The following is a 26,019-nucleotide window of genomic DNA, read 5'->3' as shown; positions in this document are numbered from 1 at the left end:
TTTTTCAAAGCCTCTATTAGTGTTTAATCTACTAATTTAATCTCCACCTTAAATAAATTATTAAAAACTTCAAAAATACTTTCAGCTTCTTTTTTACGTACTGAAATGGTATACTCGCAGTCTAATTCTAATTTTTGATTAATAATATCTAGGTTTCGTTCTTTGATAATACGTTGTACTTTATTCATCATATCGTACCCGAACTTTAACTTATAATGAATATCTATGGTTTTCTCAATAATTTCAGAGGCTTCTAAAGCTAATTGCGCTGAAGTTCGATAGGCGTTAATTAATCCTCCTACTCCAAGTTTGGTTCCTCCAAAATAACGTACAGAAACAATTAAAATATTGGTTACATCAAAAGATTGTATTTGTCCATAAATTGGTTGCCCTGCTGAATTACTCGGCTCCCCATCATCATTAGCACGAAAACGAATCTTTTCTGTTCCCAATTGCCACGCATAACAATGATGACGTGCAGTATGATGTTGTTTACGGAGTTCTTCTAAACGTTCTTTAATATCTTCCTCAGTAAAAACAGGAAAAGCATACCCAAAAAACTTACTGTTTCGGTCTTTAAATAAGGTTTCCTCAGAGGGTTTTGTAATTGTTTTGTAAGTGTCTTTTATTTCTTCATTCATTATGCCGAAACTACTAATAAAATACTAATTATGGCAAGCCCAATACCAAGCCAATTTTTTTTAATCAATTTTTCTTTAAAAAATGTAAGAGCAAATACGGTGGTTAATATAACTATAGACACATTATTTATGGTAAAAACTGTAGAACTTTCAAGCCCCTTTGTTTGTAATGCTTTTAATAAAAATTCCATAGAATAATAGTTGGGGACTCCTAAAGCAATCCCTCCAAGGAACGTTTTCCATTCAAATACTCCTTTTTTATTTAGTAACTGAGCTGTTAAAATAAAAAAACCAAAAAATAAAGCGCATCCAAAAATAGTTGATAAGAACATTGGTAATGCTTCTTTAGGTACGTAAGTAGTTTCAGTATACTTTAATAATGTATCAATACTCCCTGACCCTAAAAAAAGTAATAAAGGAAATAACAAGTTTTTAAATTTTACTGAAGAAGTATCACTTTTTGCCGAAGATAAATATACTGCTATCAATGCCAAAACTATCCCTATAGCTTTAACTAATCCGATACTCTCATTGTATAAAAAGATTCCAATTATTACAGGGATTACTACCGACATTTTACCTGCAACTGAAGCTACTGAGAGTCCATTTTTCTGTGCCGTAACTCCCATTACATTAAATACAGCTATAAATAAAAAACCTAAAATAAAAGCACCAAAAAACCAGGGTTGATTTGGTATATCCATAATAGGTATGGAAACTTTTGTATGTATAAAACCAAAAGATAGTGCTACAGCATAATTTAAAACAATAGCTTGTAATGTATTTATTTTATAAACATCAAAGAGTTTAAAAATTACAAATAATAAACTAGAGATAAGAATGCTAAAAATTAAGTATATCACGCTATAAATTCTTTTCTTTTTAATAAATCAATCACATCTTCTGTTTTTGGACAATTATTCCATACATGAATCCCTAATTGTTGCGCAGTGTTAGTGTTCTCTTTGGTATCATCTATAAAAAAGGTTTCAGAAGCTTGTAGACTATTCTCTTGTAACACAAACTCAAAAATATCAATATTTGGTTTTCTGAAATTAACTTCGTGTGATAAATAAAACTGTTCAAAACAACTTTTAAACTCGTTATACAACTCTTCGCCCCAATCTTTTTGAATCCAAGAAATATGTAAATCGTTGGTGTTGCTTAGTAAAAACAGTCGATATTGATTACTAGCTGCTAATTTTTTCAAAAAGCTCAATCGATGTTTGGGGAAGTCTAGTAAAATAGCATTCCACGAGCGAATTAAGTCTTCTTTTGAAATATTGAATTTATCATGAAAAAAGGACACAAATTCATCAGTGGATATCAATCCCATTTCATACTGATAATATTGTTGCATCATTTCGTCAGAAATTTCAGTAACTCCTAATTTTGCTAATTCTTTATATGTTGCTTCTTTGTCTAAATTGATGAATACATCACCAAAATCAAAAATGATGTTTTTAATCATTCCTATATATTCTTAAAGTATCGTTATCTATTTTTTCTTCAGAAGATAGCTTAGCGTTAAAAATTGGATGCTTTACTCCTTCTCCAAAAACTACATCTCCAATAAAAACTCTAGCTTCATCCCATAAATTTGCATCGATAAATGTTTGTAATGTTTTAGCACCACCTTCAATTATCACTGACTGTATTTGGTGTTTATACAATACTTCACAAATTTGTTCCGCCACTTGAAAAGAAAAATCGATTTGTTCGTAAATGACATGTTGATTTTCCTCTTTCTTTTCTTCTGTTACAATTATTGTTTTTACATTTCCATCAAAAACAGTTACTTCTGACGGAATTCGTAAGTTTTTATCAATAACAATTCTTATAGGGTTATTTCCTTTCCAATTACGAGCTGTCAGTGACGGATTGTCTGCAACTACCGTATTCGTTCCAACTAAAATAGCATGCTCTTCACTACGCCATTTATGGACTAACTGTTGAGAATATTGGTTAGAAATCCATACTGGTTTTTGCTCATCTTTGGTCAAAGGAGCTATGAATCCGTCTTTCGTTTCAGCCCATTTTAAAATAATGTAAGGACGTTTTTTATTTTGAACGGTAAAAAAACGTCTGTGATGCTCTATGCAATCTTTCTGACAAACACCTACAATTACATTTCTACCAGCTTTTTTAAGTCTTTCTATGCCTTTACCCGCTACTAAACTATTTGTATCTACACACCCTATAACAATGTCAGGTATTCCTTTCTCTATTATTAAATCTGCACAAGGAGGTGTTTTTCCATGATGAGAACATGGTTCTAACGTAACATAAATGGTGGCTTCTTTGAGTAACTCTTGATTTTGAACAGCGTTTATAGCATTTACTTCTGCATGAGGACCTCCATAAGGAGATGTAAACCCCTCTCCTATTATTTTGTTATTATGCACGATTACAGCTCCAACGGATGGATTTGGTCTTGTAGTTCCTATCCCTTTTTTAGCTAATTCTAAGCAGCGTAATATGTAGACTTCATGATTCATAATACTAGAACTTAATTTCTATATTTTCTACTTTATCAATAGGGTATACATGTGAAAAACCTAAAACTTTATATTTTAAATCTCCTTTAAAATGAATTTTCAAACGCTGGTTTATTAAAGAGTTTAAAACACCTCCTAAAATTCCGTTTTTATTATTTTCAAACACTCGTTTTGAAGGAATTACCACTTTTAATGGAATATAAAATTCTTTACGAGCTGGAACTTTAAACTCTTCAGAAGAAACCTGTGCTACTTCTACTTCATCAATTAATACTTTAATTTCATCAGTAGCTATTTTACCACCTATATCGTTAGGGTTTTCAAAATAAGCATTGGCACCAACTCTAATCGTGTCTGTAGAAACGGATAAAAGTTTTATATCATCAACTTTTAAAAAAATCGGTTTTTGTTTTACCGAACAACTAATAATTAGCAATAAAAAAGGTAAAAAATAAATGAATTTCTTCATGAAAACTCGTGTTTTTTTGGGTACTTTGCTCTTGCAAAAGTACTATATTCCTATGACACCATCTGATTTTATTATTAGAGAAATTAAACCACAAGATAATGCCCAAATAGCTAAGGTTATCAGAGATGTATTAATCGAGCTTGGAGCTCCAAAAGCAGGAACCGCTTATGAAGATAAGGCTACTGATGAAATGTATGAGACCTACCAAAAAGAAAAGGCTGGATATTTTGTTGTAGAACATAATGGTGTTGTTGTAGGAGGAGCTGGTTTTGCTCAATTAGATAATTTTGAGGGGAGTATTTGTGAGTTTCAAAAAATGTATTTCTTACCAATAGCGAGAGGAAAAGGTATTGGTAGAAAATTAATAGGTTTCTGTTTGAATAAAGCTAAAAAAGCAGGTTTTAAACAGTGTTATTTAGAAACTTTGCCATATATGAAAACTGCAACATTACTATATAGAAAAAATGGCTTTATAGATTTAGAAGAACCACTAGGAAAAACAGGCCATTATTCTTGTAATATTTGGATGCTAAAAGATTTATAAAATGCTACTAAAACAATATAAAACATACTTTTCTGAGCAATTGATTTCAGTTTATCCACAAACGGAGATTGATACTTTTTTCTTTTTTTTAATAGATGAATATTTAAACTTACAACGTATAGATCTCACGTTACGACCTAATTTTGAAATTCCTTCAAACAAGAAAACATTATTAAATGAAGCCCTACTTCGACTAAAAAAAGAAGAACCTATTCAATATATATTAGGTAAAACAGAGTTTTATGGATTTCCTTTTATGGTAAATGAAAACACGTTAATTCCACGTCCTGAAACCGAAGAGTTAGTTGAATGGGTTATTCAAGAAATAAATAAAAAACAAGAACTCTTGTCTATTCTTGATATTGGAACAGGAACAGGCTGTATTCCTATCAGTTTAAAAAAGCACGTGTCTAAAACAAGTGTAAGCGCTATTGATATTTCTGAAGAAGCTTTAAAAGTAGCAGAGAAAAATGCAATCTTAAATAAAGTTGAAGTATCATTCATACATCAAGATATTCTAAAAACTAAGAAATTGAGTAATAAGTTTGATATTATTATTTCTAATCCTCCTTATGTACGTGAATTAGAAAAAAATGAAATAAAAAAAAATGTACTAGAAAACGAACCACACTTAGCCTTGTTTGTAGAAAATGACAATCCATTGCTTTTCTATAAAAAAATAGCCGATTTAGCTAAAAATAATTTAACTAAAACCGGACTACTTTTTTTTGAAATTAATCAATATCTAAGTAAAGAGACTGTTGAAATGTTAAAAGATAAAGGTTTTACTAAAGTTGAACTTAGAAAAGATTTATTTGGTAATAATAGAATGATTAAAGCTAGTTTATAACTTCCCTTATTCATTGAGTTTAACTTACACCAAAAAATCTTTTAAAAAACGAACCTTTTTTTGTATTATCTTTTATAAACATATTTAAATCGTTATAATCAGATATTAAATATTCTACATACGTATCATAATCTGTATTTTTTGCATCCAAAAAACCAGTTAAGAACTTTTCAGAAGCCTCAACATCTTTCAATCCTTCTATTTCTAAAAGCTTTTTGTATAAGGGGGTTATTTCATTTATAGCCTTTTTAGGTGCAGCCTTTCTTATACCTTTATAATGAGTTACTTCTCCTTTTTCATTTTCTTTAACAATAAAGTCTGTCATAACCCAATAATACCTTCCTGATTTAGCTAAATTCTTAACAAAGGCTACCATATTCTTTTTTTCTTTTAGCCTTTGCCACATTAGCTTAAATATAATTTTTGGCATATCTGGGTGTCTAACAATGTTATGTCCCGATCCTGCTAACTCATGAACTTCGTATCCGCATGAATTTACAAAATCTTCATTACAATATTCAATAACACCTCTAGTATCAGTTATACTTAAAAGTATAGCATTATCATTTAATTTAATTTCAGTATCAATAGGTACTGGTTTTGGTAATTTTGGTTTTCTTTTTTGACCCTCCCCTGTTTGAGAATCCCATTTTTTTTGATAATTATTAGTTGTCATATTATTAATTGATTTTTGAGTTTGTAAGGTATAAATCGTTGTTTTTAAGTTTTAATACTATACAGATTGCGGGGGAGCATCAAAAAAATACACAACTATGAAAAGAAGTAATCTTAATAATTTCACAGATAACCTTAACACAGCTTGATACAAACATAAAAAGCATCTTTTTTTATAAATATGATAAATATCATACTTTAAAAAGTGTTATTATTTTATAGTGTTATTATTTTATTATTTTTTTATTAAAAAAAAGCAATTCATCTCTTAACACTTGTTTTGGGTTAACTAATTGTTTTCTACGCTTATAAAATTGTTAAAAAAATCATAAAAAAAATTTATAAAAAAAAAAAAGAAAATAACATGTTATTTTTGTGACCCTTTTAAAATATTAGTGTCTTAGGTATAGTGAAGAGACACGGAAAACAAAAAAATAGTTATAAAAACTTAAATGGGGAAAGCAAACTTACAAACGTTAATAAAAGAATCAGAGGCAGATAAAGGAATTGTTTTTGACTCTGAAGGACACGTGGTTGATTTTTATAATATCTCTAAAGAAAACAATATTGCAGCTATGGCTAATGTTATTCTTACCATGGCTGATGAATTTTTCCAAGACACTCTTAACTCTAAAAGTCTCAATCAATTAGTTTTAACATCAAACGACGGACTTATTATTATCAATAAATATGATAATCATACTATTTGCCTTTTGACTAATGATGTTTCTAAACTAGCTATGATTAAATTGACCTTAAAAAAAATAGCCCTTCAATAAATACTTTTTAATTAATTATTATAACAACCATTTTTACAATGAAAGAAATTTTAAATGATTTTATCGAAAACCTAAAAAGTAATGTTCCTGGGTTTGTTGCTGTATCTGTTACCGATGTTAGTTCTGGTGAAGCTTATGATTCATTTACAAAAGATGAGAGCTTTGACCCAAATTTAGCTTCAGCTTATAATTTAGAAGTAGTAAAAGCTAAATTAAAAGCTATTGAAGCTTTAGGTTTAAATGAAGAAATTCAAGATATTACCATAACCTTATCTAGTCAAATACATATTATTAACATTGCTCCTAGTGGTGCTTATTTTGTTTATTTGGCTGTAGATTCTAAAGACGCTAACTTAGGAATAACTAAAGCTTTATTAAATAAATACAAAGTAGACCTAAATAACGCTTTATAAAAAGTTATGAAAAACGTAAATCATTTACTTATTGATAAGTCTTTAAAAAAACAGCTTAACAAAAAAATAAAAGAATTTAGAAAATATAGGTTTTCTGAAGGAGAGTTAAAATCTGACAAGAAAAAAGGCAGTGACTTTTTTGGATTTTTATTCAAAGAATATGATAGTATGAACGATTTAGTAAAAGATATGTTTTAAAAAGCGCTTAAAGCGCTTTTTTTGTTTTTAAACATTAATAATAACAAGATTATCTCTATTATTATAACTTCTAAACTATTTACCTCTGTTAATATACTCACCAGGTACCTAGATTTAATAAGTATAGTAAATACTACATCCCCTCTCTTCTAAGGCTACTCTCTATAAGTATCTCTACAAAAAAACAACTTTTTTATCTTATGAATTAAGATGTAAAAGCACCAAATAACGTAATAAAATATTATAAAATGTATAAATAAGCATTTTACAACTTTAAAAATACCACTACATTGCATCTATGAAAAAATACGATGTTATTATTCTCACTGATAAGAGATATGTAAACCCCCAAAATATTGACAGCTATACACAAAATGTATTAGACGAAGACAATTATGTCAAAATAGCCCTTGAAAATCAAGGTTTAAAAGTAGCTCGTCTCTCATGGGATGACACTACTTTTGATTGGTCTACAACAAAATATGTTTTATTTAGAACCACTTGGGATTACTTTGATAGATTTTCTGAATTTTCAAAATGGTTAAATACTGTAAGTAAACAAACAACATTGTTAAACTCAGAGAAAATTATTCGTTGGAATATTGATAAACATTATTTACAAGACTTACAACAAAACGGAGTTCATATTTGTGAGTCCTATTTCATTGAAAAAGGAACACAATCTACATTAAAAAAACTTTCTCTAAAGTATGATTTAAAAGATTTTGTTTTAAAACCTTGTATTTCTGGTGCTGCGAGACACACTTACAAAATCAATTCAGAAAATATAAACGAATATGAAGAGACTTTTTCTTCATTAATTACAGAAGAAGCTATGATTATTCAGCCTTTTCAGTATAACATAATTGAAAAAGGAGAAATTTCATTAATGGTCATGAACGGTAAATTTACACATGCTATTTTAAAAATAGCAAAACCAGGAGATTTCAGGGTACAAGACGATTTCGGAGGTTCAGTTCATAACTACACTCCTACTAAAGAAGAAATTATATTTGCTGAAAATGCTGTTAAAGCTTGTATAGAACCTCCTATTTATGCACGTGTTGATGTTTTTACTGATAATAATGGTAAATTAGCTATTGCTGAATTAGAGCTAATTGAGCCTGAACTTTGGTTTAGAAATAACCCTGCAGCAGCAGATGAATTAGCCAAAGGAATTAAACAATTAACATTAACAAACAGAAATGAAGAAGTTATTTAAAACATTAGGTATATTATTGCCAATTGGAGCTATTATATTAGCTGTTTTTTACTTTAAAAACAACGAAAGCCTTCCTACAGGCAAACAAGGACCTAAAGCAAATGCTTTAGCCACTAAAATGCTTGAAGCATTGAATTATGAAGCTTATAAAGATACTCGTTTTATTGAATGGAGTTTTAGAGGAAAGCATTTTTATAAATGGGACAAACAAAAAAATATTGTCGAAGTATCGTGGGATACCAATAAAGTAATCTTGCATACAAAAAGCCCCGAAAAAAGTGTTGTTTTAGTAAATGAAAAAGAAGTTAAGAACAATGAAATACTTCAAAAAGCAATAGACTACTTTAACAATGATAGTTTTTGGTTAGTAGCTCCTTATAAAGTATTTGAAAACGGAATTGAGCGAAGAATTGTACAATATGAAGGTAAAGACGCTTTATTGATTACTTATACCACGGGAGGATCAACTCCGGGAGATTCTTATCTATGGATTTTAGACGAAAACGGCAGGCCTACCAGTTATAAAATGTGGGTTTCTATAATCCCAACAGGCGGAATGGAAGCCACATGGAGTGATTGGGTCACAACTGAATCTGGAGCAATACTACCAACAAAACATGAAATGCCAGTTGGTACTCTAGATATGGGAGATGTAAAAGCATATAATTAACATTATTGAAACTTACAAACAATAAAAAGAGCAGCAAAATTGCTGCTCTTTTTATTTTATATAATACAGGAATTATTTTCCGAAATAGAAAGTAGCACCAATATTAATCCCAAAAGAAGAATAAGGAACTTTTTGAGATAATTGCTTTTCTCCAGCTGGATTTGCACCAAAAGGTAACTCATCAACATACTCTATATTTTTGTTAAATACAGCAGCTAAAGGATTATATTGAGCATTAGGGTGATTAGCAAAAATAGCTTTTACTTGCTCTATAGATCTTGCTTCTCCATTAACATTTGCTGAAAATTCAGTAATTTCTGAAGTATCTCTAGTAACACTAATTCCCATGTATTCTAATTCTGCAAAAAGAGATACTTTATCACTTAAGTCATACTTATATCCAACAGCACCTATAAAACCTAATGGCAAACGGCCCTTGTAATCTTGAGTATAATCTACATTAAGCATTTCTGTTTGAGACAATGCCATTCTTATTTTCCCATCAGATTCAGTTTTTCCTCCTACCTTAATCAAGGCTCCAAAACGTCCATAGATATTATTAGTAAATTTATAAACTAACGAAGCAGATGCCCCATAAGCTTTACCTCTAGCTTCAATGTTTATATATTGAGCTTGTGTAGGTAAATCAACTAAAAGAGAAGTTTGATCTGCTCCATTTAAGTATCCAACACCAACTTCAACACCAAAAGTGTCGTTAAAAAAATACCCTCCTCTTAATTGAGTATGTAGTCCTTCACCATAACTACCGTAAGTGTTCTCTACTCCAGCTGCAGTAGTTTCAGTACCAAAACGTACACCAGCACTAGAAATTGAATACCCTCCTGCTGCAGAAACATAAAACTGAGCACTTACACTCATTGTTGCTAAAATCATAGCAAGCATTAAAATACTTTTTTTCATAATAAATTATTTGTTAACTTTAAATTGATAATTAAGTAAACAAACCTAATGAAAATATAGGATTAACAAAACTTTATAACTGTTAAATTATTAGTATTATTGTAGTAAAAAGCATTTAAAAAAACACTTCTTTTTTGAATAAAAACATTTTAAACACTGAGGTTCAGGATTATATTAACCATAACCTAACATCCAATATAGAGCAATTAATTTTTAAAGGAAGCCCTTTTGAAAAAATCTCTATTCAAGAATTAGCCAACCAAATCATTGCGAAACAAAAATCTGAAAAAAAACTACCTACTTGGTTTCAAACAAAAAACATCTATTATCCTCCTAAACTAAGTATTGAACAAACTTCTTCTGAAATAACAGCTGAGTACAAGTCTAAATTAATTAACGGAGAGTCAATAATAGATATTACTGGAGGCTTTGGTGTTGATTGTTATGCTTTTTCAAAACAATTTAAAAATGTTATGCATTGTGAGCTAAATGAAAAACTTTCAAAAATTGTTTCATACAATTATAAGCAAATGAAAGTGTCTAACATTGAAACTATAGCTACAAACGGATTAAAATATCTAGAAAATACTTCTGAAAAATTCGATTGTATTTACATTGATCCTTCTCGAAGAAACGAAAAAAAAGGAAAAGTTTTTTTATTGAGTGATTGTATACCAAATATACCTGAAAATTTAGATTTTTTATTTGAAAAGTCGAACACAATTCTTATTAAAAACTCACCAATTTTAGACATTACATCAACTATAAATGAATTGAAATTTGTAAAAGAAATTCATGTTATAGCAGTTAATAATGAGGTAAAAGAGTTACTTTTTTTATTAAAAAAAGACATTAAAGTACCTATTGAAATAAAAACATGTAACATACTGAAAAACAATTATCAATTTTTTAATTTCAGTTTAAAAAACAAAATAAAACCTGAATATTCTCTACCGTTAAAATATCTTTATGAACCTAATGCCGCTATTTTAAAATCAGGAGGATTTAACGAAGTAGCAAATCAACAAAAAATAGGTAAACTACATCAACATTCTCATCTTTATACTTCAGAAAATTTAGTTGAAGATTTCCCCGGAAGAATCTTTAACATCAACAATGTATTTACTTACAATAAAAAAAGAATAAAGAAACAAATAACAGAATCTAAGGCAAACATTACAACACGTAATTTCCCAAAAACTGTAGCTCAAATTAGAAAAGAAACAAAATTAAAAGACGGTGGAAATACTTATTTATTTTTTACCACAAACCTAAACAATGAACTTATAGTTATTGACTGCACGAAAAATGGTTAGTATCCAATACTATTATTCGTAATTTATCGTTTATTTAATTGATAGAAAGCCCCTATCAAAAGGTATGTTTTATTGTTTAGGGGCGATAAAACATACCAAAAGCCTTGATTCTTAAATGTCAGGGCTTTTCTTTTTACTTACTTTTTTACATACATTTGCTATCATCATGAAACAGACACAAAGCTACCAATCTATTAAACTTTCTATTGATTCTTTAGAAAAATTTGATGACACTCTTGTAATAGAAGCTCCATTACAAATAAACATTAACAAAGAGCCATACACAGTAGTGATGAGAACTCCTGGAAACGATGAAGAATTAGTAAGAGGCTTATTATATGCTGAAGACATCTACAAAAATAAAGATGGAGTTAAAATAAACATAATAAAAACAGAGAAGGACTTTTCTACAGTTATAAACTTGGAAATTTTAAAAAATAAATTAGGAAAAGGATATTTAAATAAACGTACTCTTTTATCAGTTTCTTCATGCGGAATTTGTGGAAAAAAGGAATTAAAAGATTTAAAAATTAAAGGAAAGTCTTTAAAAAGAAACTCTACCAATAATGTTAAAGATTTAATTGAAGAAATGAATTTTATGTTTCTGGAAATGAACAAGAAGCAATTTTTATTCAGGTCTACAGGAGGTAGTCATGCTTGTGCTATTTTTAACACCAATAAAAAATTATTAACTATAAAAGAAGATATTGGTCGCCATAATACCGTAGATAAATGTGTTGGTGATTTAATCAATAAAAACAAGCTAAAAGAAGCTAATTATATGTTAGTTAGCGGAAGAGTTTCTTATGAAATAGTTTCTAAAGCTTTTTTAGCTAAAATACCAATAATAATAGCAGTTTCTGCTTGTTCTTCTTTAGCTGTAGATTTTGCAAAAGAATTTGGAATTTTCCTTATTGGTTTTAGTAGAAATAATAAAATGACTGTTTATTCTACCCCTCACGAGTTATAGAAATTATCAATTAGAAGCTCTATTATACTCTTTAAAACTTATGAATGAAAAAAGATTTGTATTTTAGTGCTTTTAATAATTATTAATCAACCCATATTATGCCTTTTATAGAAGAAGAAAAGTTTAAGTTAATACAAGAAGACTTAGATAATGCTAAATTAAAAAGAGAAGAAGCAGAAAGTGAATTAAGCAGTACACAAGAAGAATTGGCTGCTTTAAAAAAGAGTTCTAAAACTCTGCCTATTTTTTTAGGTTTGCTTTTAGGTCTTGCTTTAGGGGCAGCATATTATTTTTATGTAAATGGTGGTGATAGCGCTATTAACAACTTAGACGTTGAGTCTATAAAAAAGAAAGAAGCTTACAGAGTTTTAGACAGCATAAATAGAGCGCAAGCTAGAGCTGCTAGAAATAATGAAGAGTCTTCAGATAACATTAATGACATATCATCAAATATAAACACTGAAACTATTACAAACGAAGTGACAGAAAACATAAATGGAAAAACTATTTATTCTGTACAAATAGGAGTACTTTCTAAAAACAAATACCCTTTATTGTCTTCAGAAGTTATTCCTTCAACAGTTACAACTAATGATGGCTATTTTAAATACTCTTTAGGTTTATATACTACCTTAGATGAAGCTAAAGATTTACAAAAAGAATTAATTAAAATAGGATTTAATGATGCTTTTGTAGCTTCATACATAAACGGTGAACGTCAAAAAATACATAATTAAATAAAATTTAATGCTTAACATTATTTTTAAAAGAGCACTCGTAGTAAGTTTACTAATGAGTGTTCATTTTTTTTACGCGCAAACAAATACCATTCCTGAAAGAAAAACACAGTTTGGTTTTGGTCAAATTGATTTCTTATCAATTAAAATGCCTGAAGGAGAACAAAATATGGACTATACAGGGCTTCACTACAATCTAAAACTAAATGATTGGAGTTATGCTGGAGTTGGTTTATATGGTGCTATTGGAGGTATTAGAGGAGGCTTTTTTACTTTAGGTGTAAATGCTGGAATCCAACAAAAAATAACCGATAACTTTTTTATTGATGCTGGAATTCATTTTGGTGGTGGTGGTGGTGCATCTGCCCCTGATGGTGGAGGAGCTTTTATACTTCCTCATCTTAATTTAGGATATGATTTTAAACACTTTTCTGCAGCTGCAGGATACAGTTATGTTGACTTTTTTGATGGTGGCACCATAAATAGTAGCCAGTTTAATGTAGCAATACAAGTACCTCTTTCTTTTGAAACAACAAGTTTTAAAAATAGAGAAAGTAATTTTTCTATAGAAAATTTAAGACAAAGTTCTTGGAATATCTTTAGTAATCGAATTTCATTATTAGTTCACCTAAATAACGCTAAGGTAACCAAAGGTTCTTATGAAGGAAATACAATACGTTTAGCAGGATTTGAATTAAACTCTTATTTTACAGATAATTTTTTCTTTTTTGTTAAAGCTGATGGCGCATATCATGGAATAAAAGCTGGGTATATGGATGTATTTTTGGGTGGCGGATATCATTTATCAATGAATAGAAACCGTACAAATATTTTAGCTAAATTAGGATTAGGAGCCGGTGGTGGTGGTGGAGTAGATACTAAAGGCGGTTTTTTAATTTATCCAGATATCTCTTTAGAACAAAAACTATTCGATAATGTATATGCCTCAATCAATAAAGGATATATGATGAGTCCCGACTCTCATTTTGTTTCTTCTACTTTTGGTCTAGGATTAAAATACTATGTAGATAGAGATGGAATTTTATCAGACGAAAGAGAATTTTCAAGAGGAAAATTTAAAGGTTTTGATGCTATTATTAAACAAGACTTATATGTTAATGCAGCAAGAGATGAAGGACATAATGAAAATATGCATCAAATATCATTACAGTTAAATTTTTTCTTAAATAAATATTTATATGCTGCTGGTCAAACTTCTTTTGCTAATTTTGGTAATGCTGGCGCTTATGCAGAAGGTATAGTAGGGTTAGGAGTGCAAACTAATAGCTTTTTTAAAGAAAGAACAACATTTTTTGCACAGATTCTAGGAGGTGCAGCTGGTGGTGGTGGTATAAGCACAGGACAAGGGTTAATTATTAAACCTAGTATTGGAGTTAATCAAAAACTTACCAATAAGTTAAATTTAAGATTAGGAGCAGGTTATGTAAAAGCTAAAGGTGGAAGTTTAAGTAGCACCCAACTAAATTTAGGTATTTCATATAATTTCTCCTTCTTAAGTGTTAAAAAGTTTTAAAATTTAACTTTTCGTTAAAGTTTGATGAATTATCTTCGCTTTCTGAAACAAAAAAATTAATAACCTTACTTTTTACTAAAAAAGTAAGTAACAATCTATATACATAAACATGATAAAAAAAAGAATTATATCTCCACTCCAAAATTTCATGAAAACTGAAAGTGCAAGTGGTATTTTACTCTTAGGAGCTACTTTACTTGCTCTTATTTTAGCAAATTCTCCTTTTAAAGATAGTTACAATGCTTTATGGGAATACAAAATTGGTTTTAAATCAGAACATTTTGAATTGTATAAACCTTTAATTCTTTGGATTAATGACGGATTAATGGCTGTATTTTTCTTTTTAATAGGGTTAGAAATTAAACGAGAATTTTTAATTGGAGAGTTAAATTCTACCAAAAAATTAGCTTTTCCTCTCTTCGGTGCTCTTGGTGGAATGTTGTTTCCTATTTTATTTTTTGTTTTCTTAAATAAAAGTGCTGATACAGCACATGGTTGGGGGGTACCTATGGCAACAGACATAGCTTTTTCTTTAGCGGTATTAAATACTCTAGGTAAAAGAGTACCTCTTAGTTTAAAAGTATTCCTAACAGCTTTTGCCATTGTAGATGATATAGGAGCTGTTTTAGTTATTGCCTTATTTTATAGTGCTAGTATAAATATAACTTTAATATCTATAGCGTTAGCTTTGTTAGCCTTTTTATATTTTATAGCTTACAGAGGTTTTTACTCAAAATATATAACTTTCTTGTTTGGTACTGTAATTTGGGTTTTATTCCTTAAAGCAGGTATACACCCAACAGTTGCAGGTATATTAATGGCTTTTGCTGTGCCTATTAGACAAAAAGTACATACTCCTGAGTTTATAGCACACTTATCACAAATAATGGATAATATCAAAGGGGCTAAAGTTTCTTCTAAACCTATATTATCGAAAGAACAAGTTGCAGAAATAGATAGTTTAGATCATTGGATAGAAGATTATCAGTCACCTTTACAATTGTTAGAGCATAAACTACATGATATCGTTGCATATGCAATTATCCCTATTTTTGCTTTAGCTAATGCAGGAGTTTTAATAGATGGTGACGCTAACTTAGACACCTCCTTAATAATAAACATCGCTCTATGTTTAGTTCTTGGAAATAGTATTGGAATTACTACAATAATTACTACCGTTAAAAAACTTAAAATAATAGAGGTTCCTAAAGATATAAATAATAGACATATTATAGGTGTATCGTTTTTAGCAGGAATTGGGTTCACTATGGCTATATTTATTGCTAGTTTGGCTTTTGCTAAAAGTCCAGAGTTCCTAGGGTCTGCTAAAATTGGTGTATTACTAGGTTCTCTTGTATCTGCTATAATAGGATACCTAATATTAAGATACAATAAAAGTGAAAGTGATGTTGATAAAAACGATCAAAACAAAAAAGAAGAATTAAGTACTAGTTAATAGTGCTTAATTCTAACTTATATTACTCCAAATTCCACTTGTTTTTCTAAGCTTTTCATAAGCTTTCAGCAAGCTGGAATTTTTTATTTCTGATAAATTAGGATCTTCATGAAGTAAATTTATGGCAGCTTTACGTGCTACATGTAATATTGGACTATCTTTAACAACATCTGCTATTTTAAGATTTAACACTCCACTTTGTTGTGTTCCCATAATATTTCCCGGACCACGAAGTTTTAAATCTACTTCAGCAATTTTAAACCCATCTGTAGTTTCTACCATAGTTTGTAATCGAGTTTTTCCATCAGAAGATAATTTGTAACTCGATAATAAAATACAGTAACTCTGTTCAGCTCCACGTCCTACTCTACCTCGCAATTGATGTAACTGACTTAATCCAAAACGTTCAGCACTCTCTATAACCATTACTGAAGCATTTGGTACGTTCACTCCTACTTCAATAACCGTAGTTGCTACCATAATTTGCGTATCTCCTTTTGCGAAACGTTCCATTTCATAGTCTTTATCAGCAGGTTTCATTTGACCATGAACAATACTAATTTGATATTTAGGAGAAGGAAATTCTCTAGAAATACTTTCATATCCATCCATTAAGTCTTTGTAATCCATCGCTTCAGATTCTTGGATTAAAGGATATACCACATAAGCTTGTCTCCCTTTAGCAATTTCATCTTTCAAAAACTTAAAAACACCTAAACGATTACTATCATAGCGATGTACAGTTTTAATTTCTTTACGACCAGGAGGCAATTCATCAATCACAGAAATATCCAAATCACCATAAACCGACATTGCTAATGTTCTTGGTATAGGTGTCGCAGTCATCACCAAAATATGAGGAGGAATAGCTCTTCCATCAGATGAACTTTTTTCCCACAACTTTCTTCTCTGTGCTACTCCAAAACGATGTTGCTCATCAATAATAGCAATCCCTAGATTTGTAAACTGTACTTTTTCTTCTAAAATAGCGTGAGTGCCAATCAAAATATGCAAAGAACCATCTAGTAAGCTTTCATGAATTTCTCTACGTTTTTTTGTTTTGGTAGATCCTGTTAATAATTCAACTTTAATATCGGTTTTCTCTAATAACTCTATAATCCCATTATAGTGCTGTGTTGCAAGTATCTCTGTCGGTGCCATAATTGTGGCTTGGTAGCCATTATCAATGGCTAACAACATAGTTAATAACGCTACAATCGTTTTTCCAGAGCCCACATCACCTTGTAATAATCGATTCATGTGCGCTCCAGAACCAACATCTTTACGAATCTCTTTTAATACTCGTTTTTGAGCTCCTGTTAAGTCAAAAGGCAAATGATTATTATAAAAATTGGTAAACTCCTCTCCTACCTGTTCAAAAACGAATCCTTTTAATTTTGATTTGCGGATAAGTTTTTTCTGTAATAATTGTAATTGAATAAAGAATAACTCTTCAAACTTTAATCGATATTGAGCCTTTGCTAGTAGTTCTTGATTCTTAGGAAAGTGAATATTCAAAAGTGATTCTTTTTTACCTAAAAATTGATGTTCTTCAATAAAATAAGCAGGAAAAGTTTCTTCAATATCATTATAAGCTTGCTGAAACAAGTTTTGAATCATCGTACGCATGACCTTATTACTTATTCCTTTCGTACTTAATTTTTCAGTAGAAGGATATACCGGTTGCATAGCCATTTGTAGCTTGCTTTTGTATTCTTTTACTGTTTCCATTTCTGGATGTGGCATATTAGGAGTTCCATTATACCAATTTAGTTTTCCATAAATAACGTATGGAACATTTACTTTTAAACTGTCTTTAATCCATTTAGCCCCTTTAAACCAAACTAACTCCATAGTACCTGTAGCATCTGAAAAAGTAGCCACTAACCTACTTCCTCTTTTTTGCTTTACGGTTTTTACGCCCGTAATCTTACCTACTATTTGTACTTCAGCAGAGTTTTGTTGCAACTGATTAATCGTATAAAACTGTGTTTTATCAATATATCTAAACGGAAAAAGATGTAATAAATCATTACAAGTTTTAATACCTAACTCGGTAAATAGTAACTCTGCTCTGGCAACACTAATTCCTTTTATATATGTTACGGGGTGGTTTAAATTCATTAAGAACGAAAATACAAAAAGCCATTAAAATCAACTATCTTTGCACTCTTAAATTCATCAAATGAGATTACATAGAAATTTAGTTTTCGCGGTTATTGATAGCTTACGCGATATTTTTAATGAAGATGTATATGCAGATAAAGCTGTAGAGAAAGCATTGAAGAGAGATAAACGCTGGGGAGCACGTGATAGAAAGTTTGTTGCAGAAACTATTTATGATGTGGTTCGTTGGAAACGATTATATGCAGAAATAGCAAATGTAAAAGCTCCGTATTCTCGTCCTGATTTATGGCGATTATTTGCTGTTTGGTGTGTACTAAAAGGAATTCAGTTACCTGATTGGAATCAAATTGAACCTACCCCTACTAGAAGAATTAAAGGTAAGTTTGATGAGCTATTAAAAACAAGAAAATTTAGAGAGTCTATTCCTGACTGGATTGATGAAGTAGGTGTACAAGAATTAGGTGAAGAGGTTTGGACCAAAGAAATAGCTGCATTAAACAAACAAGCAGAAGTTATCTTACGTACAAACACTTTAAATACAACCAAAGCTCATTTACAAAAACAGTTAGCTTCTGAAGGAATTGACACTGAATTTATCAAAGGATATGATGATGCTTTAAAATTAGTAGAAAGAGCTAATGTTTTTAAAACAGAGGCCTTTAAAAAAGGTTTTTTTGAAGTTCAAGATGCTTCGTCACAATTAGTAGCTGCTTATTTAGATGTAGAACCTGGCATGAAGGTCGTAGATACTTGTGCTGGTGCTGGTGGTAAAACGTTACACTTAGCTTCTTTAATGAAAAATAAAGGACAAGTTATAGCAATGGATATTTACGAGAGTAAATTGAAAAAACTAAAAGTACGTGCTAGAAGAAACGGGGTTCACAATATTGATACTCGTGTTATTGATTCAACCAAAGTAATTAAAAAATTACAAGGAAAAGCTGATAGGGTATTAATTGATGCTCCATGTTCTGGTTTGGGAGTAATTAGAAGAAACCCTGATAGTAAGTGGAAATTACAACCTGAGTTTTTAGATAAAATTCGTGGTACACAACAAGAAGTATTACAACAATACTCTAAAATGGTAAAGCCAGGTGGGAAAATGGTATATGCCACTTGCTCAGTATTACCTTCAGAAAATCAACAACAAGTTGAGTTCTTTTTAGCTTCTGATGCAGGAAAAGATTTTAAATTTATAAAAGACGAAAAAGTACTATCGCATAAATCTGGTTACGACGGATTTTATATGGCCTTACTAGAAAGAAAGTAAACTGTAAAAATATAAATATATTAAAAAAGGCTCGGGATAATATCTCGAGCCTTTCCTTTCAATCAACTATTAAAAACTAACTAATCACTAAACATTACTTGTTAAGTAATTATATGTTTATGTGACGACTATTTTCTAGTGTTGTTACACTAATTACTAGTCTTTAACATTATTTTATGAAAGCCTTCTATTTACAAGCTAATCACTTTCTTTTTTTACTTGTGCACTACTTTTTGATTTACAGTCTGTTTTGGATTTTGAGTTATTTATAACTACATTTAACAATAACTAACTAAAAAACTATGTTTTATGACAGATTCAAACAAACCCGCCACACTTTTTTGGATTATTGGTATTGCAGCCTTAGTTTGGAATGGACTAGGTGTTATGTCTTATATTGGTCAAGCTTACATGACAGATGAAGTCAGAGCTGCTTTACCTGAAGCAGAAAGGGCTTTATATGAAAATGTTCCTACTTGGGTTACCGCTGCTTTTGCTATAGCCGTTTTTGGAGGATTACTTGGTAGTGCTTTTTTATTAATGAGAAAAAAGTTAGCAAGACCTATGTTTTTAATTTCGCTAATAGCTATTATAGTTCAAATGTCGTATAACTTATTTATGAGTAGAGCATCTGAAGTATACGGACCTGGAAGTATTATAATGCCTATAATGGTAATTGTTATAGGTGTGTTTTTATTAATGTATTCAAAAAAGACAATCGCGAAAGGCTGGTTGTCATAATACTAAGAAATATAAAACTTTAAATGCTGTCTTTCTTAAGGCAGCTTTTTTTATTCAAATAGAACAAAAATAAATTCGGCAACACAGGCTGGTTTTTCCTGTCCCTTTATTTCTATCGTACAATCAAAAGTTAACTTTTTACCGTTTTGAAAGTCTTCTATTAGTTTAACGGAACTAATTAAACGTAATTCACTATTTACAGGCACAGGGTTTGGAAAACGAACTTTATTTAATCCGTAGTTTAACCCCATAATTACACTTTTTACTTCAAATTGTTTAGAAATTAGTTCCGACAACATAGAAACAGACATGAATCCGTGCGCTATCGTTGTTTTTGTTGGAGAATATTTAGCAGCTTTTTCTTCATCGATGTGAATCCACTGTTTATCTAATGTAGCATTGGCAAAATCATTAATCATTTGTTGAGTTACAGTATACCACTCTCCTACCGGTAACTGTTTTCCTTCTATATTAGAAAGTTCTTTTAAATTTTCAAAAACTAATTTTTTCATATCCTTTATTTACCAAATACATCTTTTTTTATTCGAGGAAGCTCCAATTTATACTGTACAGCAATTGTTCTTACAAGAATAATTATTCCTGCAGAAATAACAAAAAGTACATCTTCATTGATGTTTAAAGGATATAAAAGTAGGTATACAATTCCTCCTGCTAAACAGGCTGACGCATATATTTCTCTATGAAAAATTAACGGAATTTCATTTGTTAGCACATCCCTAATTACACCTCCCATTACTGCGGAAGACATTCCCATAACTAAGGCTACAAATGGATGTAAATTAAAATTTATTCCTTTTTGAACACCTAATAACGTAAACACACTTATACCAATAGTATCAAACAAAAACATTGTTCTTCTTAACGGTGCTATTTTACTTCGAAATAAAAAAGTTGCTGCAACAGCTATTAATATTGTCCAGATATAGTTAATATCTCCAATCCAGTTTATAGGATGTGCATTAATAAGTACATCTCTAGTCATTCCACCTCCAACGGCAGTCACAAAAGCTATGATAATGACTCCAAAAACATCAAACTTTTTTCTAATAGCAACTAATGCTCCACTAATAGCAAAGGCAAAAGTTCCAGCAATGTCTATGGCGTAAATTACATCCATTTATATTGATATTTCAGAAAATTGTATTTGTAATGTTCTTTCTACTTCAGCTAAACGACTTCTTTCATTTTGAAGAATCAATGCTAAAGAAATTCCTCTTTTCCCTGCTCTAGCAGTTCTACCACTTCGGTGTGTATAATACTCTAGTTGTTCTGGTAATTGGTGATGAATAACAAAAGCTAAGTTTTGAACATCAATTCCTCTGGCTGAAACATCTGTTGACACCAATACTTGTAGGTTTCCATTTTTAAAAGCACGCATTACCTTATCACGTTCTTTTTGTTGCATGTCCCCTTCAAGAGCTTCTACCGAAAACCCATCTTCTTGTAATTCTTTCGTTAGTTTTTGAGCTCCTGCTTTGGTTCTTGAGAAAATGATTCCTCTTTCAGTATGTCTTTTTTCTAAAAACTTAACAATAACATCGGTTTTTTCAGGGATCGTAGTTGTTACAAACTGATGCGTAATGTTGGAATTCACCAATACATTTTTGTTTACTTCAACTTGTTTTGCTGAAGCATTCATGTATTTTTTTATAATACTTCTAATTTCATCTGGCATTGTTGCCGAAAACAACCATGTTTTACGAGTACCAGAAGTATATTTTAAAATACGATTTAACTCTAATTTAAACCCCATACTAAGCATTTCATCTGCCTCATCAAGTACTAAGGTTTTGATATTTTTTAAATCTACATCACCCCTTTCTATTAAATCAATCAAACGTCCTGGAGTTGCTACAATAATATGCGTGGTTCTTTTTAAATTGTTGATTTGGCGCTCTATTTTTTCTCCACCATACACTGCTTCTACAAAAATTTTATCATCAACATATTTTGTAAACTTAAATAGTTGTTTCTTTATCTGTTGTACCAATTCTCTTGTTGGCGATAAAATTAATGCTTGTACATTGTCTTTTGAAGCATCTATTTTATGTAAAATAGGTAGACCATAAGCAGCAGTTTTCCCTGTACCTGTTTGTGCTAATCCTATAAAATCTGAATTATTTTCAAGTAAATAAGGTATAGTTTCTTGTTGTACTTCAGTAGGAGTTGTTATTCCTAACTCTTTCAATCCCTTAACATATTCTTTTCGTACTCCTAATGCGGTAAATGTTGTCATTCTATAAATTTATAAGTGCAAAGATATTGTTTCTTTTACGGTAACAATAAATTTGTTACTTCTTTCGTAATTCTTTTAGGCTTTTTTGTCTTAGCGTCTAACAAACAAAATGTAGTTTGAGATTTTACTAATAAAGTTTCTCCCTTATACATTTCAAAATGACGTATGGATCTTATCCCTTCTGTTTTTCCAACCCATGTTCTAAGCGTAACTTCATCTCCTAATACGGCTTGATTTTTATAATCAACTTCATGTCTAATAACAAACCACACATAATCGATGTTTTGAACGTTTTTAGAAAGTTCTTTCCAATGAGCATCTGAAATGTTTTGCATCCATTGTACATACACTACATTGTTTACATGGTTGTATTCGTCTATTTCTTCTGAAGTTACGATATGCTTTTGTTCAAATAAATTCATAAGACAAACTTACAGGATTGATGTTAATTATTACTTAAATCTAACCTTGTTTTTATTTTTGATGGATAATTCGCGTTAATTTAGTCAGCATGAATACAATCGCCAACGACCTAGGTACAAAAAGTATTAGTCAACTCATTTTAAAACAAGCTATCCCTGCTTCTATTGGAATTTTAGTAATGTCGATTAATATGATTGTTGATACCATTTTTGTAGGAAGATGGATTGGCGTACTCGCTATTGCTGCAATTACCGTGGTATTACCTATTGCTTTTTTAATTTCTTCTATTGGTATGGGAGTTGGAATTGGAGGAAGTTCTATAATTTCTAGAGCCTTAGGAGCTAATAAAGAAAATAAAGCCTTTGAAGTTTTTGGAAATCAAATTTCATTAACTATTGTATTATCTGTTTTATTTGTGCTTTTAGGAACATTTTTTAGTATTCCTATTTTACAACTTTTTGGGGCTAATGGAGATATTATAACTCCTGCTACTGAATATTTCGATGTAATTGTTTGGGGTGTTCCGTTTTTGGCTTTTGCTATGATGGGAAACCCCGTTGTTAGAGCTGTAGGGAAACCTAATTATGCGATGCTTACCATGCTCTTCCCTGCAATTGCTAATATTTTTTTAGATATTATTTTCATTAAGTTTATGAATTTAGGAATGTACGGCGCAGGTTTGGCTACCTCTATTTCGTATGCTGTTAGTGGAGTATTTATTCTTTGGTTTTTTATTTCAAAAAAGACTGATTTAAAAATTATTCCGAAGTATTTTAAATTGAATTTTTCTATTGTAAAAGAGATTGTGTCTTTAGGAGGAGTAACTATAGTAAGGCAAGGAACAATAAGTATATTAACTATAGTCTTAAACTATTCTCTTTTTAAGTATGGAGGTGAAATTTCAATTGCAGTCTATGGTATTATTAATAGAGTTATGTTATTTGCTTTATTTCCTGTTTTAGGAGTTACGCAAGGTTTTTTACCTATTGCAGGATATAATTATGGAGCCAATAATACAGAAAGAGTAAAGGAAACTATAAATAAATCTATCCTTTTTGGTACGGGAATAGCTGTTTTAATTTTTATTCTGATAATGCTATTTCCAACTGAATTAGTTGGTGTTTTTACAGAAGACGAAAAACTATTAAAACTTACTCCAGATGCATTAATAGTAGCTTTTTTGGCAACACCTGTAATAACCACTCAACTAATTGGATCAGCATACTTTCAAGCAGCAGGTAAAGCGTTGCCTGCACTATTATTAACACTTTTAAAACAAGGGTTCTTTTTAATTCCTTTAGTGTATTTACTTCCTAAATTTTATGGCGTAAATGGTGTATGGATGTCTTTTCCTATTGCAGATGTTTTATCCACTGTGCTTACTTATGCTTATTTGAAAAGAGAAGTGAGATTACACCTAAATTAATCTAAAATACTCTCTCCGTTTAAATTTGTAGTTAGCACATCACTCATATAATTAAAAAAAGGACGAAGTGCTTTAAAAGAGTCATCTACTTTTGTTAGAAAATCGGGAGCTAATACTTCTTTGTCTGTAAAACGTTGAATAGCTATATATCCTTTTTTGCGAATCAAATCGATATCTGGATGTTGCTTATCAAATCCTTTAGGAGCTGTTTTAAGCTCATCTCCTTCTAATTTACCTCCAAAATGTTGTACGTAATTCTTTTCTTTTAAAATTTCTCTAATTTCAGAAGCATCTACTTCAAATTCCTTTCGAATACGTAAAAGATCTTCTTTATTAGGCTCCCAGAATCCGCCAGCAACAAAACTATCGCCTGGGGAAATATGTAAATAATACCCTCCCCTTAATGCTGGTTTCTTTCTATGAAAAGAACCTCCAAAATGTGTTTTATACGGTGTTTTATCTTTTGAAAAACGCACATCTCTGTAAATTCTAAATAACTTAAACTTATCTATCTCATCATGCTTGTTTAAATTATCTTGAATGGTTTTGTATACAGCTTTTGCGTTATTTTGAGCTTCTGTGAATCGAGGTTTGTGTTCTGTAAACCATTCGCGATTGTTGTTTTCTTTTAAGTCTTTTAAAAATTGAAATGTTTGTTTTTCTATTTGCATAGTAAATAAGCGATTTAGAATTTCTAAGGTACAAAAAAACTCCACTAGATTTTAGTGGAGTTTAGACTTTATTCTTCAAAAAGATTATACGTTAAATCTAAAGTGCATAATATCACCATCTTTAACGATATACTCCTTTCCTTCTACTCTCATTTTACCTGCTTCTTTCACTTTAGCTTCACTACCAAATGATACATAATCATCATAACTAATAGTCTCAGCGCGGATAAACCCCTTTTCAAAATCAGTGTGAATAACTCCTGCCGCTTGAGGTGCAGTAGCACCTACAGGAATTGTCCAAGCTCTTACCTCTTTTACACCTGCAGTGAAATAAGTTTGTAAGTTTAATAACTTATAAGCCGAACGAACTAAGCGAGAAACTCCTGCTTCTTCTAATCCTATATCAGCTAAGAACATCTGACGCTCTTCGTAATCATCCAACTCTGTAATATCTGCTTCCGTACCTACAGCCAATACAATAACTTCAGCATTTTCGTGTGCTACAGCTTCTTTTACCTTATCAACATAAGCATTTCCTGAAACAGCAGAACCTTCATCAACATTACACACATATAAAACTGGTTTTGCAGTAATGAACTGTAATGGTTTTACAAATTCCTCTTCTTTTTCTGTAAATTCAATAGAGCGAACAGATTTTCCTTCTAATAATGTTTCTTCAACCTTTAATAGAATTTCTAATTCTACTTGTGCCTCCTTATTACCTGTTTTAGCTGTTCTTTTTACACGCTCCAAACGTTTTTGAACGGTCTCTAAATCTTTTAACTGAAGTTCAATATCGATAGTTTCCTTATCTCTTATAGGGTCAACAGAACCATCTACGTGTACTATATTATCGTTATCAAAACAACGCAATACATGTAAAATAGCATCTGTTTCACGAATATTAGCTAAGAACTGGTTACCTAAACCTTCTCCTTTACTAGCTCCTTTTACCAAACCAGCAATATCTACAATTTCTACAGTTGCAGGTAAAACTCTTTCAGGATTTACTAGCTCTTCTAGCTTTTCTAAACGAGTATCTGGCACGTTTACTACTCCTAAATTAGGTTCAATGGTACAAAACGGAAAGTTTGCACTCTGCGCTTTTGCGTTAGATAAACAGTTAAATAAGGTTGATTTCCCTACGTTTGGTAATCCTACAATTCCAGCTTTCATTCTATTGTTTTATTGAAATTTTGCGAGTGCAAATA

29 protein-coding genes are annotated in these 26,019 nt (G+C 30.6%); 15 read left to right on the top strand and 14 right to left on the bottom strand.

The window, feature by feature from the left end:
- Positions 1-23: 23 nt before the first annotated feature.
- From ACXIHB_RS02425 to ACXIHB_RS02405, 5 genes are read right to left on the bottom strand one after another with little or no spacing between them, the layout of a single operon-like run.
- A complete protein-coding gene (locus ACXIHB_RS02425) occupies positions 24-641 on the bottom strand; it encodes an IMPACT family protein (protein WP_206337267.1) in 618 nt (205 codons plus the stop codon).
- Complete coding sequence (locus tag ACXIHB_RS02420) at positions 641-1,504, bottom strand: EamA/RhaT family transporter (RefSeq protein ID WP_462098809.1); 864 nt, start codon at positions 1,502-1,504, stop codon at positions 641-643. Before ACXIHB_RS02420 ends, ACXIHB_RS02425 begins: the two co-directional genes overlap by 1 nt.
- On the bottom strand, positions 1,501-2,112 hold the full coding sequence (locus ACXIHB_RS02415) for an HAD-IA family hydrolase (RefSeq protein WP_462098808.1): 612 nt from the start codon (positions 2,110-2,112) through the stop codon (positions 1,501-1,503). Before ACXIHB_RS02415 ends, ACXIHB_RS02420 begins: the two co-directional genes overlap by 4 nt.
- Positions 2,105-3,142 carry a bifunctional diaminohydroxyphosphoribosylaminopyrimidine deaminase/5-amino-6-(5-phosphoribosylamino)uracil reductase RibD gene (ribD, locus tag ACXIHB_RS02410; protein ID WP_462099329.1) on the bottom strand — a complete coding sequence of 346 codons (1,038 nt, stop codon included), beginning with the start codon at positions 3,140-3,142 and terminating at the stop codon, positions 2,105-2,107. Before ribD ends, ACXIHB_RS02415 begins: the two co-directional genes overlap by 8 nt.
- Before the next feature lies 1 nt (position 3,143).
- Positions 3,144-3,608, bottom strand: coding sequence for an LEA type 2 family protein (locus tag ACXIHB_RS02405; RefSeq protein WP_159615544.1), 465 nt, complete (start codon positions 3,606-3,608; stop codon positions 3,144-3,146).
- 52 nt (positions 3,609-3,660) lie between these two features.
- Here ACXIHB_RS02405 and ACXIHB_RS02400 point away from each other — a divergent pair, with 52 nt between their 5' ends.
- On the top strand, positions 3,661-4,152 hold the full coding sequence (locus ACXIHB_RS02400; RefSeq protein WP_462099328.1) for a GNAT family N-acetyltransferase: 492 nt from the start codon (positions 3,661-3,663) through the stop codon (positions 4,150-4,152).
- A gap of 1 nt (position 4,153) precedes the next feature.
- Positions 4,154-5,002, top strand: coding sequence for a peptide chain release factor N(5)-glutamine methyltransferase (prmC, locus tag ACXIHB_RS02395; protein ID WP_073184062.1), 849 nt, complete (start codon positions 4,154-4,156; stop codon positions 5,000-5,002).
- Positions 5,003-5,021: 19 nt separating this feature from the next.
- On the opposite strand, the gene ACXIHB_RS02390 is transcribed toward prmC, so the two are convergent.
- Positions 5,022-5,678: a PAS domain-containing protein gene (locus ACXIHB_RS02390; RefSeq protein ID WP_073184064.1), complete on the bottom strand. Its 657-nt coding sequence runs from the start codon at positions 5,676-5,678 to the stop codon at positions 5,022-5,024.
- A 451-nt stretch (positions 5,679-6,129) separates the two neighbouring features.
- Here ACXIHB_RS02390 and ACXIHB_RS02385 point away from each other — a divergent pair, with 451 nt between their 5' ends.
- The 5 genes from ACXIHB_RS02385 (at position 6,130) to ACXIHB_RS02365 (ending at position 8,959) form a co-directional block, all read left to right on the top strand.
- Positions 6,130-6,456 (top strand): roadblock/LC7 domain-containing protein, encoded by a 327-nt coding sequence (locus ACXIHB_RS02385; RefSeq protein ID WP_047788836.1) that lies wholly within the window; start codon positions 6,130-6,132, stop codon positions 6,454-6,456.
- A gap of 38 nt (positions 6,457-6,494) precedes the next feature.
- Positions 6,495-6,869, top strand: a complete 375-nt coding sequence (locus ACXIHB_RS02380; protein WP_047788837.1) for a hypothetical protein — start codon at positions 6,495-6,497, stop codon at positions 6,867-6,869.
- A gap of 6 nt (positions 6,870-6,875) precedes the next feature.
- Positions 6,876-7,067 carry a hypothetical protein gene (locus ACXIHB_RS02375; RefSeq protein WP_047788838.1) on the top strand — a complete coding sequence of 64 codons (192 nt, stop codon included), beginning with the start codon at positions 6,876-6,878 and terminating at the stop codon, positions 7,065-7,067.
- A 298-nt stretch (positions 7,068-7,365) separates the two neighbouring features.
- On the top strand, positions 7,366-8,289 hold the full coding sequence (locus ACXIHB_RS02370; RefSeq protein ID WP_173360923.1) for an ATP-grasp domain-containing protein: 924 nt from the start codon (positions 7,366-7,368) through the stop codon (positions 8,287-8,289).
- Positions 8,273-8,959 carry a hypothetical protein gene (locus ACXIHB_RS02365; RefSeq protein ID WP_173360924.1) on the top strand — a complete coding sequence of 229 codons (687 nt, stop codon included), beginning with the start codon at positions 8,273-8,275 and terminating at the stop codon, positions 8,957-8,959. The genes ACXIHB_RS02370 and ACXIHB_RS02365 overlap by 17 nt, the downstream gene beginning before the upstream one ends.
- Positions 8,960-9,031: 72 nt before the next feature.
- Here ACXIHB_RS02365 and ACXIHB_RS02360 read toward each other — a convergent pair whose 3' ends face one another.
- Positions 9,032-9,880, bottom strand: coding sequence for an outer membrane beta-barrel protein (locus ACXIHB_RS02360; protein WP_047788841.1), 849 nt, complete (start codon positions 9,878-9,880; stop codon positions 9,032-9,034).
- Between the two features lie 134 nt (positions 9,881-10,014).
- On the opposite strand from ACXIHB_RS02360, the gene ACXIHB_RS02355 reads away from it, so the two are divergent.
- From ACXIHB_RS02355 to nhaA, 5 genes are all read left to right on the top strand, one after another.
- Complete coding sequence (locus ACXIHB_RS02355) at positions 10,015-11,196, top strand: THUMP-like domain-containing protein (protein ID WP_073184074.1); 1,182 nt, start codon at positions 10,015-10,017, stop codon at positions 11,194-11,196.
- A 166-nt stretch (positions 11,197-11,362) separates the two neighbouring features.
- Positions 11,363-12,166 (top strand): formate dehydrogenase accessory sulfurtransferase FdhD, encoded by an 804-nt coding sequence (fdhD, locus tag ACXIHB_RS02350; RefSeq protein ID WP_462098807.1) that lies wholly within the window; start codon positions 11,363-11,365, stop codon positions 12,164-12,166.
- 98 nt (positions 12,167-12,264) lie between these two features.
- Positions 12,265-12,903, top strand: a complete 639-nt coding sequence (locus ACXIHB_RS02345; RefSeq protein WP_159615558.1) for an SPOR domain-containing protein — start codon at positions 12,265-12,267, stop codon at positions 12,901-12,903.
- Between the two features lie 10 nt (positions 12,904-12,913).
- Positions 12,914-14,437: a hypothetical protein gene (locus ACXIHB_RS02340; protein WP_462098806.1), complete on the top strand. Its 1,524-nt coding sequence runs from the start codon at positions 12,914-12,916 to the stop codon at positions 14,435-14,437.
- 148 nt (positions 14,438-14,585) lie between these two features.
- Positions 14,586-15,893 carry a Na+/H+ antiporter NhaA gene (gene nhaA, locus ACXIHB_RS02335; RefSeq protein WP_231128414.1) on the top strand — a complete coding sequence of 436 codons (1,308 nt, stop codon included), beginning with the start codon at positions 14,586-14,588 and terminating at the stop codon, positions 15,891-15,893.
- A 12-nt stretch (positions 15,894-15,905) separates the two neighbouring features.
- On the opposite strand, the gene recG is transcribed toward nhaA, so the two are convergent.
- Entirely contained in the window at positions 15,906-18,017 is a 2,112-nt protein-coding gene (gene recG / locus ACXIHB_RS02330) for an ATP-dependent DNA helicase RecG (protein WP_159615560.1), read from the bottom strand.
- Between the two features lie 61 nt (positions 18,018-18,078).
- Here recG and ACXIHB_RS02325 point away from each other — a divergent pair, with 61 nt between their 5' ends.
- Positions 18,079-19,290 (top strand): RsmB/NOP family class I SAM-dependent RNA methyltransferase, encoded by a 1,212-nt coding sequence (locus tag ACXIHB_RS02325; RefSeq protein ID WP_462098805.1) that lies wholly within the window; start codon positions 18,079-18,081, stop codon positions 19,288-19,290.
- Between the two features lie 309 nt (positions 19,291-19,599).
- Positions 19,600-20,031: a hypothetical protein gene (locus ACXIHB_RS02320; protein WP_159491132.1), complete on the top strand. Its 432-nt coding sequence runs from the start codon at positions 19,600-19,602 to the stop codon at positions 20,029-20,031.
- A 50-nt stretch (positions 20,032-20,081) separates the two neighbouring features.
- On the opposite strand, the gene ACXIHB_RS02315 is transcribed toward ACXIHB_RS02320, so the two are convergent.
- From ACXIHB_RS02315 to ACXIHB_RS02300, 4 genes are read right to left on the bottom strand one after another with little or no spacing between them, the layout of a single operon-like run.
- Positions 20,082-20,543, bottom strand: coding sequence for a MaoC family dehydratase (locus ACXIHB_RS02315; RefSeq protein WP_253056638.1), 462 nt, complete (start codon positions 20,541-20,543; stop codon positions 20,082-20,084).
- 5 nt (positions 20,544-20,548) lie between these two features.
- The gene (locus ACXIHB_RS02310; protein WP_047788850.1) at positions 20,549-21,169 is read right to left on the bottom strand and encodes a trimeric intracellular cation channel family protein; all 621 of its coding nucleotides are present in this window, start codon (positions 21,167-21,169) and stop codon (positions 20,549-20,551) included.
- Complete coding sequence (locus ACXIHB_RS02305; RefSeq protein WP_462098804.1) at positions 21,170-22,288, bottom strand: DEAD/DEAH box helicase; 1,119 nt, start codon at positions 22,286-22,288, stop codon at positions 21,170-21,172.
- A gap of 35 nt (positions 22,289-22,323) precedes the next feature.
- The gene (locus tag ACXIHB_RS02300; protein ID WP_159615568.1) at positions 22,324-22,710 is read right to left on the bottom strand and encodes an acyl-CoA thioesterase; all 387 of its coding nucleotides are present in this window, start codon (positions 22,708-22,710) and stop codon (positions 22,324-22,326) included.
- A gap of 89 nt (positions 22,711-22,799) precedes the next feature.
- On the opposite strand from ACXIHB_RS02300, the gene ACXIHB_RS02295 reads away from it, so the two are divergent.
- Complete coding sequence (locus tag ACXIHB_RS02295) at positions 22,800-24,137, top strand: MATE family efflux transporter (protein ID WP_462098803.1); 1,338 nt, start codon at positions 22,800-22,802, stop codon at positions 24,135-24,137.
- Here ACXIHB_RS02295 and ACXIHB_RS02290 read toward each other — a convergent pair.
- Entirely contained in the window at positions 24,134-24,808 is a 675-nt protein-coding gene (locus ACXIHB_RS02290; RefSeq protein WP_047788854.1) for a DUF2461 domain-containing protein, read from the bottom strand. The two genes, ACXIHB_RS02295 and ACXIHB_RS02290, sit on opposite strands and share 4 nt — an antisense overlap.
- Positions 24,809-24,892: 84 nt before the next feature.
- Positions 24,893-25,984 (bottom strand): redox-regulated ATPase YchF, encoded by a 1,092-nt coding sequence (ychF, locus tag ACXIHB_RS02285; RefSeq protein WP_073184091.1) that lies wholly within the window; start codon positions 25,982-25,984, stop codon positions 24,893-24,895.
- Positions 25,985-26,019 lie beyond the last annotated feature (35 nt).

Source organism: Tenacibaculum sp. IMCC1, assembly GCF_054906355.1.
The sequence above is the reverse complement of the archived record's forward strand: the minus strand, read 5'-3'. Positions and strand labels throughout refer to the sequence as shown.

Excerpts from the sequence above, each read along its gene's own strand:
- ACXIHB_RS02360 (WP_047788841.1), bottom strand. The coding sequence starts at position 9,880 with ATGAAAAAAAGTATTTTAATGCTTGCTATGATTTTAGCAACAATGAGT.
- ACXIHB_RS02290 (WP_047788854.1), bottom strand. The coding sequence starts at position 24,808 with ATGCAAATAGAAAAACAAACATTTCAATTTTTAAAAGACTTAAAAGAA.
- ACXIHB_RS02345 (WP_159615558.1), top strand. The coding sequence starts at position 12,265 with ATGCCTTTTATAGAAGAAGAAAAGTTTAAGTTAATACAAGAAGACTTA.
- recG (WP_159615560.1), bottom strand. The coding sequence starts at position 18,017 with ATGAATTTAAACCACCCCGTAACATATATAAAAGGAATTAGTGTTGCC.
- ACXIHB_RS02315 (WP_253056638.1), bottom strand. The coding sequence starts at position 20,543 with ATGAAAAAATTAGTTTTTGAAAATTTAAAAGAACTTTCTAATATAGAA.
- ACXIHB_RS02365 (WP_173360924.1), top strand. The coding sequence starts at position 8,273 with ATGAAGAAGTTATTTAAAACATTAGGTATATTATTGCCAATTGGAGCT.
- ACXIHB_RS02325 (WP_462098805.1), top strand. The coding sequence starts at position 18,079 with ATGAGATTACATAGAAATTTAGTTTTCGCGGTTATTGATAGCTTACGC.
- ACXIHB_RS02390 (WP_073184064.1), bottom strand. The coding sequence starts at position 5,678 with ATGACAACTAATAATTATCAAAAAAAATGGGATTCTCAAACAGGGGAG.
- ACXIHB_RS02380 (WP_047788837.1), top strand. The coding sequence starts at position 6,495 with ATGAAAGAAATTTTAAATGATTTTATCGAAAACCTAAAAAGTAATGTT.
- ACXIHB_RS02340 (WP_462098806.1), top strand. The coding sequence starts at position 12,914 with ATGCTTAACATTATTTTTAAAAGAGCACTCGTAGTAAGTTTACTAATG.
- prmC (WP_073184062.1), top strand. The coding sequence starts at position 4,154 with ATGCTACTAAAACAATATAAAACATACTTTTCTGAGCAATTGATTTCA.
- ACXIHB_RS02295 (WP_462098803.1), top strand. The coding sequence starts at position 22,800 with ATGAATACAATCGCCAACGACCTAGGTACAAAAAGTATTAGTCAACTC.
- ACXIHB_RS02320 (WP_159491132.1), top strand. The coding sequence starts at position 19,600 with ATGACAGATTCAAACAAACCCGCCACACTTTTTTGGATTATTGGTATT.
- ACXIHB_RS02370 (WP_173360923.1), top strand. The coding sequence starts at position 7,366 with ATGAAAAAATACGATGTTATTATTCTCACTGATAAGAGATATGTAAAC.
- ACXIHB_RS02415 (WP_462098808.1), bottom strand. The coding sequence starts at position 2,112 with ATGATTAAAAACATCATTTTTGATTTTGGTGATGTATTCATCAATTTA.
- ACXIHB_RS02300 (WP_159615568.1), bottom strand. The coding sequence starts at position 22,710 with ATGAATTTATTTGAACAAAAGCATATCGTAACTTCAGAAGAAATAGAC.
- ACXIHB_RS02385 (WP_047788836.1), top strand. The coding sequence starts at position 6,130 with ATGGGGAAAGCAAACTTACAAACGTTAATAAAAGAATCAGAGGCAGAT.
- ACXIHB_RS02405 (WP_159615544.1), bottom strand. The coding sequence starts at position 3,608 with ATGAAGAAATTCATTTATTTTTTACCTTTTTTATTGCTAATTATTAGT.
- fdhD (WP_462098807.1), top strand. The coding sequence starts at position 11,363 with ATGAAACAGACACAAAGCTACCAATCTATTAAACTTTCTATTGATTCT.
- ACXIHB_RS02375 (WP_047788838.1), top strand. The coding sequence starts at position 6,876 with ATGAAAAACGTAAATCATTTACTTATTGATAAGTCTTTAAAAAAACAG.
- ychF (WP_073184091.1), bottom strand. The coding sequence starts at position 25,984 with ATGAAAGCTGGAATTGTAGGATTACCAAACGTAGGGAAATCAACCTTA.
- ACXIHB_RS02425 (WP_206337267.1), bottom strand. The coding sequence starts at position 641 with ATGAATGAAGAAATAAAAGACACTTACAAAACAATTACAAAACCCTCT.
- ACXIHB_RS02400 (WP_462099328.1), top strand. The coding sequence starts at position 3,661 with ATGACACCATCTGATTTTATTATTAGAGAAATTAAACCACAAGATAAT.
- nhaA (WP_231128414.1), top strand. The coding sequence starts at position 14,586 with ATGAAAACTGAAAGTGCAAGTGGTATTTTACTCTTAGGAGCTACTTTA.
- ACXIHB_RS02305 (WP_462098804.1), bottom strand. The coding sequence starts at position 22,288 with ATGACAACATTTACCGCATTAGGAGTACGAAAAGAATATGTTAAGGGA.
- ACXIHB_RS02310 (WP_047788850.1), bottom strand. The coding sequence starts at position 21,169 with ATGGATGTAATTTACGCCATAGACATTGCTGGAACTTTTGCCTTTGCT.